Consider the following 12,642-nt stretch of genomic DNA (forward strand, 5'->3'; position numbering starts at 1 on the left):
GGCGACGAGCGCGACCACGGCTTATGCGGCCTTGAGCGGATCAGTGTTGGCGCGGCGGCAGGTCGCCAGAGAACAGATCGTCTTCCAGTGGGTTGCCGGGGATGGCGTGCTCTTCGGAGGCCCAGGCGCCCAGATCAATCAGCTTGCAGCGTTCGCTGCAGAATGGCCGGCTGGGGCTTTGTGGGCCCCATTCGACAGGGGCGTTGCAGGTAGGGCAGGTGACTAGGGGCGGGGTGCTCATACTTGGCCTCCACGTAGGCTCAGATAGAAATGATGCAGGCGTTCAACTTCGCTTTGCAGCCAGGCCAGGTCGCGGTCATTGAGCAGGACATCGTCGGCGTGGCGCAGGCGTTCTTCACGACTGGCTTGCGCCTTGAGAATGGCTTGTACCTGTTCGTCGCTGCTCTGATCGCGGGCCATGGTGCGTTGTATCTGCAGCTGCTCGGGCGCATCCACCACCAATACGCGCTGGGTCATTGTGTGCTGGCCGGACTCGATCAGCAGCGGCGACACCAGAATCGCATAGGGTGATTGTGCGCGCGCCAGGTACTGCATGATCTCCTGGCCGATCAGCGGATGCAGCAGGGCTTCCAGCCAGCGACGGTCATCCGCATTGGCAAAGATCCGCTTGCGCAGGGCCGTGCGATCAAGTTGGCCATCGGCTTGCAATAGCTCGCCGCCGAAGTGCTCGACAATCTTGCTGAGCGCCGGTTTGCCCGGCTCGACCACCCAGCGCGCCGCATGATCGGCATCGACCAGGTGCACGCCCAGGTCGATAAAGTGCTGAGCGACAGCGCTCTTACCACTGCCAATGCCGCCGGTAAGGCCAAGAATCCAGGGTTTCATATCAGCATGCGGCTCGCGTCAGTCAAATAACGCCGCGATTGTAGTGCAGCCGCTGATGGGCTGGCGAATCGGTAGGGGATGTGTTGTGCGGTGCGGGTGGGCTGTGGGCCTCAGTCAGCTGTTGTTGGGCTGACTCGAGGTCACAGCAGATGCCAGTTTACGTCTTAGCGGAATCCGGCAATTTGCAGATAACCGGAGGTGATCTGCTCGCCCCAGAGCAGCGCTATCCAGCCAGCAATCGCCAAGTACGGCCCGAACGGGATCGGCGTGCTGGTTTCGGCATTGCGCAGGCGCAGCATGATGATGCCGAGTACCGCGCCCACCAGTGACGACAGCAGGATGGTCAACGGCAAAACCTGCCAGCCACCCCAGGCTCCGAGCATGGCCAGTAGCTTGAAGTCGCCATGGCCCATGCCTTCCTTGCCGGTTACCAGCTTGAACAGCCAGTACACCGACCACAGGCTCAGGTAGCCGGCAATTGCGCCCCACAGGGCATCTTCAAGGCTGCTGAACAAACCAAAGCTGTTGGCGATCAAACCCAGCCACAGCAGCGGCAGCACCAGTGAGTCCGGCAGCAGTTGATGGTCAGCATCAATCAGGCTCATCGCCAGCAAGCCCCACGTCAGCAACAACATACCGCCCGCTTGCCAGGTAAAGCCAAAGTGCCAGGCGATATAAGCGGACAACAGGCCGCACGTTAGCTCTACCAGTGGGTAGCGCAGGCTGATGTGGGCTTTGCAGCTGGAGCATTTACCGCGCAGGAATAAGTAACTAATGACCGGGATGTTTTCCCAGGGTTTTATTTCGTGGGAGCAGTGCGGGCATTGTGAGTTGGGGAGAATCAGATTGAAAAACTCTGTCGAGGTCTCAGCGGGTAACTCCAGTACTTCACGGGCCTGCTCACGCCAGTCACGAAACATCATCTTGGGTAGGCGATAAACCACAACATTGAGGAAACTTCCGATTAGCAAACCGATCAGTAGTGCGCATAAAATAAAGGCCAGCGCGTAGCTGGCCAGAAAATCGATTATTGGCATAAGTTAAACAACGGCGCCAAGCTGGAAGATCGGTAGGTACATTGCAATGATCAGGCCGCCTATTAGTACGCCTAAAACCGACATGATCAGTGGTTCCATGAGACTGGTTAAACCGTCTACCGCGTTATCAACTTCCGCTTCATAGTAGCTGGCAACCTTGTCGAGCATCATGTCTAGTGCGCCGGATTCCTCGCCGATGGCGGTCATTTGTATTGCCATGGATGGGAACACCGCTGTAGTCCGCATGGAGAAATTAAGTTGCATACCAGAGCTTACGTCTTGTTTAATTTTATTAACGGCGTCCTTGAATACCACGTTTCCGGTTGCTCCGGCAACGGAGTCAAGCGCTTCTACTAAAGGAACGCCAGCAGCAAACGTGGTGGCCAGGGTGCGCGCGTAGCGGGCTACAGAAGACTTGTAAATGATGTCGCCAACAATCGGTGCCTTGAGTGCAGTGCGGTCAATCCAGTTGCGGAATTTCTCTGACCGTTTTTTCGTTTCTGAGATAGTGTAAATCGCCAAAAATGATCCCAGTAAAAATACGAACCACCATTTCTGGAGTGCTTGAGATATGCCAATAACGAATTGGGTGAATGCTGGGAGTTCTGCATTGAAATTTGCGAAAACTGCTTCGAACTGTGGGACTACTTTAATTAGCAATATTGCTGAAACAATGACTGCAATTACGACTACCGCTATAGGGTAGTTCATTGCCTTCTTTATTTTTGCCTTCAGTGCCTCGGTTTTTTCTTTGTATGTGGCAACGCGATCAAGCAAGTCCTCTAAGGCGCCTGCTTGCTCGCCGGCATCGACCAGATTGCAGAAAAGGTCATCGAAGTACAGCGGGCGAGTGCGGAGCGATGCAGCGAAGCTATTGCCTGCGGCGACATGCTGTTTGATGTCGTCAACCAGCTTGCGCATATTTGGGTTTTCCAATCCCTCACCAATGATTTCAAACGACTGCAGTAGTGGTACGCCGGCTTTCATCATGGTGGCCATTTGCCGTGCAAACAGAGCAATGTCCGTTGGAGTTATTTTTTTGCCTGCACCAAATAGCGAAATAGATTTCTTGCGCACCTTGGTTGGGTTGATGCCTTGTTTCCGCAGTTGAGCCTTGATTAGGGCAGGGCTTTGGCCGCTTGTTTCACCCTTGATCTTGGTGCCCTTTTTATCCGTACCTTCCCAAGCAAAGGTGCTGGTTTTTATTGCTTTAACGGCCATCTGTTAGTCCTTTGTCACGCGGTTCACTTCTGCGAGGCTGGTGACGCCTTGCATGGCCTTCAGCAGTGCTGAGGTACGAAGGTCGTTAAAGCCGTCTTTGCGCATCTGTATGGATATATCAATAGAGTTGCCTTCCTCCATGATAATCCGTTGCAAGGCTGGCGTGTTTTTAACCACTTCATAAATACCGACACGGCCTTTGTAGCCACCATTGCAGTTTTCGCAGCCAATCGGCTCATAAATCTTGAAGGTGCCGATTTTGTTTTCCGGGAAGCCCTCCTCAAGCAGCGTCTCTCGTGGGATCTGAATTTCTTTCTTGCAGTGGCTACACAGCTTGCGTGCCAGACGTTGAGCAATGATCAGGTTCACTGAGGTGGCAATGTTGAAGGAGGGGACGCCCATATTGCGCAGGCGAGTCAGGGTTTCTGCTGCGCTGTTGGTGTGTAGCGTCGACATCACCATATGGCCTGTCTGCGCTGCCTTGATGGCGATGGATGCTGTATCCAGATCGCGAATTTCACCGACCATGATGATGTCAGGGTCTTGGCGCAGGAATGATTTTAGCGCTGCGGTAAAATCCATCCCCTGCTTGGGGTTGACGTTGACCTGATTGATGCCTTCCAGGTTGATTTCCACCGGGTCTTCGGCTGTCGAGATGTTCACGTCAACGGTGTTGAGAATATTCAGGCCTGTATAGAGAGATACTGTTTTACCCGAGCCGGTAGGGCCGGTCACCAGTATCATGCCTTGGGGCTGTTTGAGTGCTGTCATGTACAGCTCTTTTTGCGACTCTTCATAACCCAGGGCGTCGATGCCCATTTGTGCGCTGGCTGAGTCAAGAATCCGCATCACGATTTTTTCGCCCCATAGGGTTGGGCAGGTGCTGACGCGGAAGTCGATCGATTTGGTTTTGGATATGCGCATCTTAATGCGCCCATCCTGGGGTTTGCGCCGTTCGGAAATATCCAGGCCGGCCATAACCTTTAGGCGCGCGGAGATGCGTGGTGACAGCTGGATTGGCGGGCGGGCAATTTCCTGCAGAATGCCGTCGGTGCGGAAACGCACTCGATAGGTCTTTTCGTAAGGCTCGAAGTGCAGGTCTGACGCGCCGCCTTTTATGGCGTCTAGCAGCATTTTGTTAACAAAGCGCACAACCGGGGCATCATCGGCGGCGTTGCTCTCACCTTGATCCTGTCCGTCCTCATTGGCGCTTTCAATGTCGAGGCCATCAAGGTCAATGTCATCAAGCTCGCCCATGCCGCTTGAGCCGGCATCGAAGAACTTGTCGATGGCGTCTCCGAGTTTGTCGTCTTCGACAAGGATCGCCTCGGTATTCATGCCTGTGCTGAACTGAATGTCAGTAATGGCTTGGTGATTGGTGGGGTCGGAAACGGCCACAAACAGTTTGTTGCCGCGCTTGTACAGGGGGAGTGTACGGTGCTGGCGAACTAGTTTTTCTGACACTATATCTTTTGGCTGACTCTCCTTGTCGATGGAGTGGAGGTCAACGAAGGAGACGCCAAACTGTTCTGATGCAAGCTCCGCAAGGATTCGGCTTTTGACTAGCTTATTCTGCACAAGGTAAGTAACCAGCGACAGCTTATTACGCTGGGCTTGGCTTTGGGCTTGCTGGGCGGTTTTTTCATCCAGCAGCTCAGCCAGAACCATCTGTCGGGCAAGACCGGTCAGGGACACGCTATCGTTCATTGCAGGCTCCATAACAATGCCTGCGTTATAGCCTAGTTGACCGGGGCTGCCAAATGTATGGGGTGTGGGTGACAAAAAAGGGCAGTTAGTGCCTGGAAGGTGGTGGGTGAAACCGGCCTTGAGCATGCAGGGTGCATGTCATGAGTCGATTCTTAAGTTGGCACGCAACCTGCTTTGGTTAACTCAGGTCGTTGACCTAAACACACTTAGGAGATTTTTATGAAAGCTCAGTTGCAAAAGGGTTTTACCCTGATCGAATTGATGATCGTGGTTGCGATCATCGGTATCTTGGCTGCTGTAGCACTGCCGGCATACCAGGATTACACCATCCGTGCGCGTGTAACTGAAGGTGTTGGTTTGGCCTCTAGTGCTAAACAGCTGATTGGTGATAGCTCGGGCACAGCAGCTGAATTGTTAGCAAGTGCGAACGTCTGGAATGCTCAGGCAGGTGGTGCGGGCGCGCTTAGTAAGTATGTCAACAGTGTGCAAATTGCTCCGGCAACCGGTGAGGTTACCGTTACGTTTAACAATGCTAACGTTGGTAACATTCCTGCGAACGCGACACTGGTATATACCCCTTATGTCCAGAACGCAGCGGGTGCGCCTACTCAGTTGGGTGGTAGCTTTGCAGCTGGTGTGACTGGTTCTATCGACTGGGGCTGCTCTTCTGTTTCTAATGCTGTGTCCGCTGCTCGTCTTCTGCCACGGCTGACGCCCGGTACTCTGCCTGGCCAGTTTGCTCCAAGCGAGTGCCGTTAAGTTTTAAACTAGCTCTGCATGGCGTTTAGTTATGTTTTGCTGCTAACAAAAAGCCTCCTTAATGGGGGCTTTTTGTTTACTGGGTAAATGAGGTTTATCGATGAAGATCGGGCGGTTGCAAGCGTTTGCCATTCATCTGCTGATTAGTTCGGTTATTTTTGCTGCGTTGCTGGGTGCGATGTGGTTGTGGTTTTTCCCCGGTGCTTTATTTGCGGCTGCGGGTGGCTGGCAGGGCGTACAGATTATTGCCTTGGTCGATTTGGTTTTGGGGCCATGCCTGACGTTGGTTGTATTTAACCGCCGTAAGCCGGCCGCTGAGTTGCGCCGTGACTTAACGCTTATTGGCCTGATGCAGGTTGTGGCGCTGGCAGGTGGGGTATATGCGGCCCATTTGGTTAGACCGCTGGCGGTGGTGCAGGTCTTCGACACCTTTTATGCGCACAATCAAGAGAGTTTTTCCACCAAGGGGTTGGATCTAGAGGCTCAGAAGAGGCTTACGGGTTGGTTGCCCAGATTTTACTATGTGCCCGTGCCGGGTACGCGGGAAGAGTTCTTGCAGCAACATATAAAAGACGTTCTGAATGGTGCCACACCTTTGCAAGAGCGTTACGACTTGTTTCAGCCAATGCCTGACGCGCCTGAGCAGCTAGGCGCGCTGTTGCGGGCTGGAAGCAAAGAGGTGGATGGTTGCTTGCGTGTAGATATTGAGAGTGCCTATACAAAAGGTTCTGTCTGTGTCGATACCCAGCGCATGCGGCTGTACGACTTTATCGAGACTCAGTGAACCCAGTTTGTTGCGTGCGGCTTTGCTATTTTTGGCTAAAGGCTAAGCCGCATCGACAAATCCACCGCCTTTACATCCTTGGTCAGTGTGCCAATCGAGATATAATCCACTCCCGTATTGGCGATTGAGCACAAAGTGCTTTCGTTGACCCCGCCCGAAGCCTCCAGTTTGGCCTGGCCTTGGGTGAGGGTTACGGCCTGGCGCATTTCGTCCAGGCTCAGTTCATCAAGCATGATGATGTCGGCCCCAGCGCCCAGTGCCTGGCGCAGCTCTTCCAGGCTCTCCACTTCCACTTCCACCGGCTTGCCGGGTGCGATTCTCTGCGCGGCGGTTACGGCTTGGGCGATGCCGCCGCAGGCGGCGATATGATTTTCCTTTATAAGAAAGGCGTCGTACAGGCCGATGCGGTGGTTGTGGCAGCCGCCTTGGGTCACGGCGTACTTCTGCGCCAGGCGCAGGCCGGGCAGGGTTTTGCGGGTGTCGAGCAGTTTTACGGCGGTGCCTTGCACCAAGTCGGCGTAGTGCTGGCAGCGGGTGGCGACGGCGGAGAGTGTTTGCAGGAAGTTGAGTGCGCTGCGTTCGCCGGTGAGCAGGGCGCGGGCGGGGCCTTCCAGTTCAAACAGCACCTGGTTGGGCTCGGCGCGTTGGCCGTCTGTGACTTGCCAGTGCACAGCGACCCGTGGGTCAAGCTGGCGAAATACGGCATCTACCCAGGCGGTGCCGCAGATGATGGCGGAGTCGCGGGTGATGACCGTAGCGTGGGCCAGGCGTTCTGCGGGAATCAGTTGGGCGGTGATGTCGCCGCTGCCTATGTCCTCAGCCAGAGCGCGGCGAGCGTTGGCCTCGATTTCGTTGGCGAGGTCGGCGAGGATTAGGTTGGCCATGCTGGGCTCCATTAAGCTGAATGTGCCGATTATAGGGACTGGTGCTCATCCGTGCAGCGTTTGCGCGTGGTTAGTGGGCGCTCTGCGGCTATGCTGATAAAGGTTCTTCGTTAGCTGCGTGCTGCTGCGGCCTGCTAATAGGTGCGTTGGTCGTATGCAGGTAACCGTTGGGAAGCTGTGGCGCTGCATCTGTGACCTGGATCATGTCTGGAGGAAAAGTCAGCTTGGTATGCGCGCGCGCATCCCTATAATGACTTTACTTTTTAGAATTGTTGACGCCAGGCCTTTGACGTTACGGATGACGCTCAGTTGATCGCTGTGCAGATCGGTCCGCCCAAGAGGGGCAGTCTGCAGGAGATACGCAATGAAGACTGATGCGAATGTGGTGCACCTGAGCAAGGTGAACCCTGAGCAACCGCCCATTTCACCGGTAGGAAGACTGCCTGTGGCGCTGACAAACGTGCGTGACAAAGCGGCGCAACAGCTGAAAGTGGCGTTGCAGACGCTGTTCGACAATGCGGACGATACGCTGTTCGAGATGGCGGATCGCGCCACCAGCAACGCTGAGCAGAACGCATTCTTTGAGGCCATGCGTGATTTGCGCCTGAAACGCAAAAATATCGAGCGTGGTTTTCTGCAGAAGGTCTTCGAGGCCTTCGCTACCCTCAATCAGTATGAGATCGGCAAACCAACCCCGCTGGATGCCGTGTCGTACGACACCCTGTCGCTGGTGCAGAACGACGAGCTGGAAGAGTCGGTGGCACTGGACGCCATGGTGGCCAAGGTCATCAGCCGCGATGGCACGGCGCTGAACCACCTGACCACGCGTTTCAATGCCATGGTCAGCAAGAAGCTCGATGACAAGAGCAACCCCGTCGGGCCGATGAGCCTCTGCGAGTTCTTTCTCGATGCCTGCAGCAGCCTGGGCGTCGAGATCAAGGTCAAGCTGATCATTCTCAAGCTGTTCGAGAAATATGTGCTCAGCGATCTCGATCAGCTGTATGCCGAAGCTAACCAGGCCTTGATCACTGCAGGCGTTTTGCCCGAGCTGAAGTCGGCTCCGGCGCGGCGTAATCCTGCGCGTGCTAGCGCTGCGACGAGCGGCACCCGGCAAGAGGCGGGTGTTGAGTTGGCTGGCGAGTTTGCCGATGAAGGTGTCCAGGAAGTCTTTGGCGCGCTGCAGGAATTGCTGTCGCAGGCGCGCGGCACTGCCGTCCCACGGCGTAACCGCCCTGCGGACGCCATGCCGATTTCCAGCAACGATTTGATGCGCCTGCTTTCGCACATGCAGCAGCGCGCACCGGCGCAGGTCAGTGATGATTTTGATCTGCGTGAGCAGCTTGAGGGCTTGCTGACTCGTGCCAGTGCCAAAGCGGGCAAGGCGCGGGTGGTCGGCGAGGTTGATGAAGACGTCATCAACCTGGTGTCGATGCTGTTCGAATTTATTCTCGACGACCGCACCCTGCCTGATTCGCTCAAGGCGCTGATCGGCCGTTTGCAGATACCCATGCTGAAAGTGGCGGTGATCGACAAGACCTTCTTCAGTCGCGGCAGCCATCCTGCTCGCCGCTTGCTCAACGAAATCGCTTCCGCGGCCTTGGGCTGGGGCGATCAGGACGATACGCAGCGCGATAGCCTGTATCAGAAGATCGAGCAAATCGTGCAGCGCTTGCTCAACGATTTTGTCGACGACCCGGTGATCTTCTCCGAGTTGCTGGCCGATTTCCTCGCCTTTACCGGCGACGAGCGCCGTCGTAGCGAATTGCTTGAACAGCGTACCCGCGATGCTGAAGAGGGCAGTGCCAAGGCCGCCTTGGCACGTCGTGAGGTTGAGCAGGCATTGAATGAACGCCTGCTCGGCAAGACCCTGCCGGAAGTGGTGGTGCGTTTGCTGCAGGAGGCCTGGAGCAAGGTGCTGATGCTCACCTGCCTGAAGCACGGCGTTGAGTCTGCTGAATGGCAGTCGGCCCTGGCGACCATGGATGAGCTGGTCTGGAGTGTCGAGCAGCATGAGGAGCCAGAGGCGCGCATGCGCTTGCTGGAAATGGTTCCGGGGTTGCTCAAGGCCCTGCGCGAAGGCATGGCCAGCGCGGCCTTCGATCCGTTCTCCACGGGTGAGTTCTTCAGCCAGCTGGAGGCGCTGCATGTGCAGGCCTTCCAGCGCTTCAAGCGCAGCCTGCCGGAAGAGGGCAAGCCGCAAGACGCTCAACCCGAGCTTGTGGACGTCGATGAGCAGCAGCGCGCCGCGCTGGCCGAGGCTGGGATCGATCTGCCGCTGCTGGAGCTGCCAGCCGCAGAGCCAGTTGAAGAGCCGGCGATGGTCGAGGTGGTCGAGGAGATCGTTCTGCTGGCACCGGGTGAGCTGCGTGCCGCAGAGCCGGAGGCTAGCCTGCCTGACGATGATGAGTCGTTGCTGCAGGTGGATAACCTGCGTGTGGGCAGTTGGGTCGAGTTTCAGGAGGACGAGGAGCATAAGCTGCGTTGCAAGCTGGCGGCGGTAATCAAGCCCACCGGCAAATACATCTTTGTGAATCGCACTGGCATGAAGGTGCTGGAAAAGACCCGTATGGGCCTGGCCGTGGAGTTCCGCCGCAGTGCCATCCGTTTGCTGGACGATGCCTTGCTGTTTGATCGGGCGCTGGAGTCGGTAATCGGCAACCTGCGCAAGCTCAAAGGGGCCTGATCAGGTCTTGTTCCCCCGGCGACTGGGTTCTGCAGTCGCCGCTATTTCTGCCTGCGTTCCTAGCTCACGGCTTTGCCTTGGTTGGCTCGCCAATTGGCCATCTGCATTGCCGCGCAGATGGCTAGTGCTTGGCCCTGCGCGCGGCCTGCTCTAGAGTGAGGGCTCTTCAAGGAGCCTTTATGCAGCTGGATTCCACCAGTGGCTGGTGTCATGGCGTTCACCACTGCCCGTCCCCCAACTTCAATCAGCGCCCGCAAGCGGAAGTCTCCCTGCTGGTGATCCATAACATCAGCCTGCCGCCTGGGCAATTCGGTACCGGCAAGGTGCAGGAGTTCTTTCAGAATCGCCTGGATGCCGCTGAGCACCCGTACTTTGCCAGCATCGCCAGCCTGCAGGTTTCTGCGCACTTCTTGATTGAACGCGACGGCGCGATCACCCAGTTTGTTTCCTGCAACGAGCGGGCGTGGCATGCGGGCCAGTCGCGTTATGCCGAGCGGGAAAACTGCAATGATTTTTCCCTGGGCATAGAACTTGAGGGTACGGACGAGCTGCCTTTCAGTGATCAGCAGTATGCTGCGCTGACTGCTCTGGTTCGCGTCCTGCAAGATGCTTATCCGGCCATCACCACACAGCGGATCTGCGGGCATAGCGATATCGCGCCAGGGCGCAAGACCGACCCTGGCCCTGCATTCGACTGGCAACATTTGCGTACGGCATTGCAGCAAGACAAGGAGCCAACATGAGTTTTATGGTGCTACTGCTGGTGCTCTGGGTTGAGAAGTTCTCGGCCTGGCGCAACCGAATACAACACGACGGTCCCTGGTTGCGCCTGTTGGTCACGACCGAAGGCCAAGCGCAGTGGGCGGCGCGGCCCTGGTTGGCTTTGGCGCTGTTGGTGGGGCTGCCGCTGTTGGTTCTGGCGTTGCTGCTGGTGGTGCTTGAGTCCGTCGCCTATGGCTGGCTGGCTTTTCCGGTGCACTTGCTGGTGGTGATTTACAGCCTGGGGCGCGGTGATCTGCTGGCCGCGCTCGGACCGTTCCGCGATAGCTGGCGGCGCGGTGATGCCGAAGCCGCCTATCTGGTGGCGCGCCGTGACCTGGCCCTGGAGGAGGATGAAGCCGGTGCGCTGCTGTACAGCGTCCAGGGGCATCTGGTCTGGCAGGCCTACCAGAGCTTCTTCGCAGTGATCTTCTGGTATGCGCTGCTGGGGCCATTGGCTGCACTGGCCTATCGCTTGCTCGCCCTGGCCGCCGAACATGCCACGCTGCCAGCCTTGCGTGAGAGTGCCGTGCAGGTGCGCCATGGCCTCGACTGGCTGCCGGTGCGCGTGCTGGCGGCCAGCTTTGCCCTGGTCGGCAACTTCGCCGGAGTTAGCCGGGCGCTGCTGCACGAGCTGCTCAGCTGGGACATCAGCGCCGCGCAACTAGTGATCAATACCGCGCGCGCCGCTGGCGAGACGCCGGAGCCGGTGATCGGCGAGGCGGGTGTCAGCAGCCTGGACGGCTTGTGGCAATTGCTGGTGCGTGCGGCGGTGCTCTGGTATGCGGTGTTTGCCTTGTGGGCGCTGCTTATCTAAGAGCCTGCTTATGATCTGCTGCGCGTTGGTCCCGCTGCGTTAAAAACAGGCTCGGAATGCTCATTTACAACTCGTAAACTCCGCTTCCTCGCCTGTTTTCGCCTTGCATTACTCTAGCTCGCGAGATCATAAATCGGCTCTAAGGCTGCTCGTCGTTGTTCCACAGCCAGGCGGCACCGCGTACGCCGCTGGAGTCGCCATGCCGGGCTTGCAGCAGGCGGGTGTTGACCTGGTCGGAGAACACATAGCGCGGCAGCAGCGGCATGACCTGGACATACAGCGCCGCCACGTTGGACAGGCCGCCGCCGAGCACGATCACCTGCGGGTCGATCAGGTTGATGACTGAAGCCAGTCCGCGCGCCAGTTGGTCGCAGTAGGTGCTCAGGGCGTGCTGCGCTGCGTCATGGCCTGCTTGTGCGGCTGCCACCAGGGCGTTGGCGTCCAGGCCAAGGGCGCTGCGCGCCGCCCAGCCTGGGCCGCTTAAAAAGGTTTCGATGCAATCGTCCTTGCCGCAGTAACAGCGTCTGGCCGGGCCGTCCTCGGCGCGTCGCCATGGCAGCGGGTTGTGCCCCCATTCGCCGGCGATGGCATTGGGGCCGCTGAGCAAGCGGTTGTGAATCACCAGGCCGCCGCCCACGCCGGTGCCGAGGATGACCCCGAATACGCTGTTGGCACCTGCGCCGGCACCATCGCAGGCTTCCGAGAGGGCAAAGCAGTCGGCGTCATTGGCTAGGCGCACCGGGCGTTGTAGGCGCTGTTCGAGGTCGCCCTGCAAGTCCTGGCCGATCAGGCACAGCGAATTGGCATTCTTGATTCGCCCGTGGTCGGGGGAGCGGGTGCCGGGGATACCGACGCCGACACTGCCGCGGCCGCCCAGTTCGCGCTCGCAATCTTCAACTAAGCTGGCAATCAGGGCGACAGTCGCGCAGTAGTCGCCTTGTGGCGTTGGCGCGCGACGGCGTAACGCTTGTTGGCCGTTTTCCAGGGCGATGATTTCGATTTTGCTGCCGCCCAGGTCGACGCCAAGCTTTAACGATGTGCGCATCATTAACCTTAAGTTACAGAGGTTGAGGTCGATAAGAGGTATACATGACGCCATGCTCGACCGCTATTTTGTGACATTGATCACATTAATCTGCCCGTAT

Annotated in this window: 12 protein-coding genes; 5 read left to right on the forward strand and 7 right to left on the reverse strand. The window is 57.3% G+C overall.

The features are described from left to right. Positions 1-40: 40 nt before the first annotated feature. The 5 genes from yacG to pilB all read right to left on the reverse strand — a co-directional run bounded on the left by yacG (position 41) and on the right by pilB (position 4,811). On the reverse strand, positions 41-241 hold the full coding sequence (yacG, locus tag WBK23_RS10560) for a DNA gyrase inhibitor YacG (protein ID WP_424483921.1): 201 nt from the start codon (positions 239-241) through the stop codon (positions 41-43). Further along, positions 238-846, reverse strand: coding sequence for a dephospho-CoA kinase (coaE, locus tag WBK23_RS10565; RefSeq protein WP_424483922.1), 609 nt, complete (start codon positions 844-846; stop codon positions 238-240). Before coaE ends, yacG begins: the two co-directional genes overlap by 4 nt. 164 nt (positions 847-1,010) lie before the next feature. Beyond that, a complete protein-coding gene (locus WBK23_RS10570; RefSeq protein ID WP_424483923.1) occupies positions 1,011-1,883 on the reverse strand; it encodes a prepilin peptidase in 873 nt (290 codons plus the stop codon). A 3-nt stretch (positions 1,884-1,886) separates the two neighbouring features. After that, a complete protein-coding gene (locus WBK23_RS10575) occupies positions 1,887-3,104 on the reverse strand; it encodes a type II secretion system F family protein (protein ID WP_424483924.1) in 1,218 nt (405 codons plus the stop codon). 3 nt (positions 3,105-3,107) lie between these two features. Beyond that, positions 3,108-4,811: a type IV-A pilus assembly ATPase PilB gene (gene pilB, locus WBK23_RS10580; protein ID WP_424483925.1), complete on the reverse strand. Its 1,704-nt coding sequence runs from the start codon at positions 4,809-4,811 to the stop codon at positions 3,108-3,110. Between the two features lie 219 nt (positions 4,812-5,030). Here pilB and WBK23_RS10585 point away from each other — a divergent pair, with 219 nt between their 5' ends. Beyond that, positions 5,031-5,570, forward strand: a complete 540-nt coding sequence (locus tag WBK23_RS10585) for a pilin (protein WP_424483926.1) — start codon at positions 5,031-5,033, stop codon at positions 5,568-5,570. Between the two features lie 100 nt (positions 5,571-5,670). Next, the gene (locus tag WBK23_RS10590) at positions 5,671-6,354 is read left to right on the forward strand and encodes a hypothetical protein (RefSeq protein ID WP_424483927.1); all 684 of its coding nucleotides are present in this window, start codon (positions 5,671-5,673) and stop codon (positions 6,352-6,354) included. 35 nt (positions 6,355-6,389) lie between these two features. Here WBK23_RS10590 and nadC read toward each other — a convergent pair whose 3' ends face one another. Beyond that, positions 6,390-7,238 (reverse strand): carboxylating nicotinate-nucleotide diphosphorylase, encoded by an 849-nt coding sequence (gene nadC / locus WBK23_RS10595; protein WP_424483928.1) that lies wholly within the window; start codon positions 7,236-7,238, stop codon positions 6,390-6,392. 364 nt (positions 7,239-7,602) lie between these two features. Here nadC and WBK23_RS10600 point away from each other — a divergent pair, with 364 nt between their 5' ends. From WBK23_RS10600 to ampE, 3 genes are all read left to right on the forward strand, one after another. Beyond that, a complete protein-coding gene (locus tag WBK23_RS10600) occupies positions 7,603-9,921 on the forward strand; it encodes a DUF1631 domain-containing protein (protein WP_424483929.1) in 2,319 nt (772 codons plus the stop codon). 179 nt (positions 9,922-10,100) lie between these two features. Beyond that, positions 10,101-10,664 (forward strand): 1,6-anhydro-N-acetylmuramyl-L-alanine amidase AmpD, encoded by a 564-nt coding sequence (gene ampD, locus WBK23_RS10605; RefSeq protein WP_424483930.1) that lies wholly within the window; start codon positions 10,101-10,103, stop codon positions 10,662-10,664. Continuing rightward, entirely contained in the window at positions 10,661-11,497 is an 837-nt protein-coding gene (ampE, locus tag WBK23_RS10610; RefSeq protein WP_424483931.1) for a regulatory signaling modulator protein AmpE, read from the forward strand. The genes ampD and ampE overlap by 4 nt, the downstream gene beginning before the upstream one ends. A 139-nt stretch (positions 11,498-11,636) precedes the next feature. On the opposite strand, the gene WBK23_RS10615 is transcribed toward ampE, so the two are convergent. Beyond that, positions 11,637-12,542, reverse strand: a complete 906-nt coding sequence (locus WBK23_RS10615; protein ID WP_424483932.1) for an ROK family protein — start codon at positions 12,540-12,542, stop codon at positions 11,637-11,639. Positions 12,543-12,642: the final 100 nt, after the last annotated feature.

The organism is Pseudomonas sp., from assembly GCF_049653025.1.
Taxonomy (GTDB): domain Bacteria; phylum Pseudomonadota; class Gammaproteobacteria; order Pseudomonadales; family Pseudomonadaceae; genus Aquipseudomonas.

Coding starts and splice junctions, on each gene's coding strand:
- ampD (WP_424483930.1), top strand. CDS start 10,101: ATGCAGCTGGATTCCACCAGTGGCTGGTGTCATGGCGTTCACCACTGC.
- WBK23_RS10585 (WP_424483926.1), top strand. CDS start 5,031: ATGAAAGCTCAGTTGCAAAAGGGTTTTACCCTGATCGAATTGATGATC.
- coaE (WP_424483922.1), bottom strand. CDS start 846: ATGAAACCCTGGATTCTTGGCCTTACCGGCGGCATTGGCAGTGGTAAG.
- WBK23_RS10600 (WP_424483929.1), top strand. CDS start 7,603: ATGAAGACTGATGCGAATGTGGTGCACCTGAGCAAGGTGAACCCTGAG.
- ampE (WP_424483931.1), top strand. CDS start 10,661: ATGAGTTTTATGGTGCTACTGCTGGTGCTCTGGGTTGAGAAGTTCTCG.
- WBK23_RS10590 (WP_424483927.1), top strand. CDS start 5,671: ATGAAGATCGGGCGGTTGCAAGCGTTTGCCATTCATCTGCTGATTAGT.
- WBK23_RS10575 (WP_424483924.1), bottom strand. CDS start 3,104: ATGGCCGTTAAAGCAATAAAAACCAGCACCTTTGCTTGGGAAGGTACG.
- WBK23_RS10570 (WP_424483923.1), bottom strand. CDS start 1,883: ATGCCAATAATCGATTTTCTGGCCAGCTACGCGCTGGCCTTTATTTTA.
- nadC (WP_424483928.1), bottom strand. CDS start 7,238: ATGGCCAACCTAATCCTCGCCGACCTCGCCAACGAAATCGAGGCCAAC.
- yacG (WP_424483921.1), bottom strand. CDS start 241: ATGAGCACCCCGCCCCTAGTCACCTGCCCTACCTGCAACGCCCCTGTC.
- WBK23_RS10615 (WP_424483932.1), bottom strand. CDS start 12,542: ATGCGCACATCGTTAAAGCTTGGCGTCGACCTGGGCGGCAGCAAAATC.
- pilB (WP_424483925.1), bottom strand. CDS start 4,811: ATGAACGATAGCGTGTCCCTGACCGGTCTTGCCCGACAGATGGTTCTG.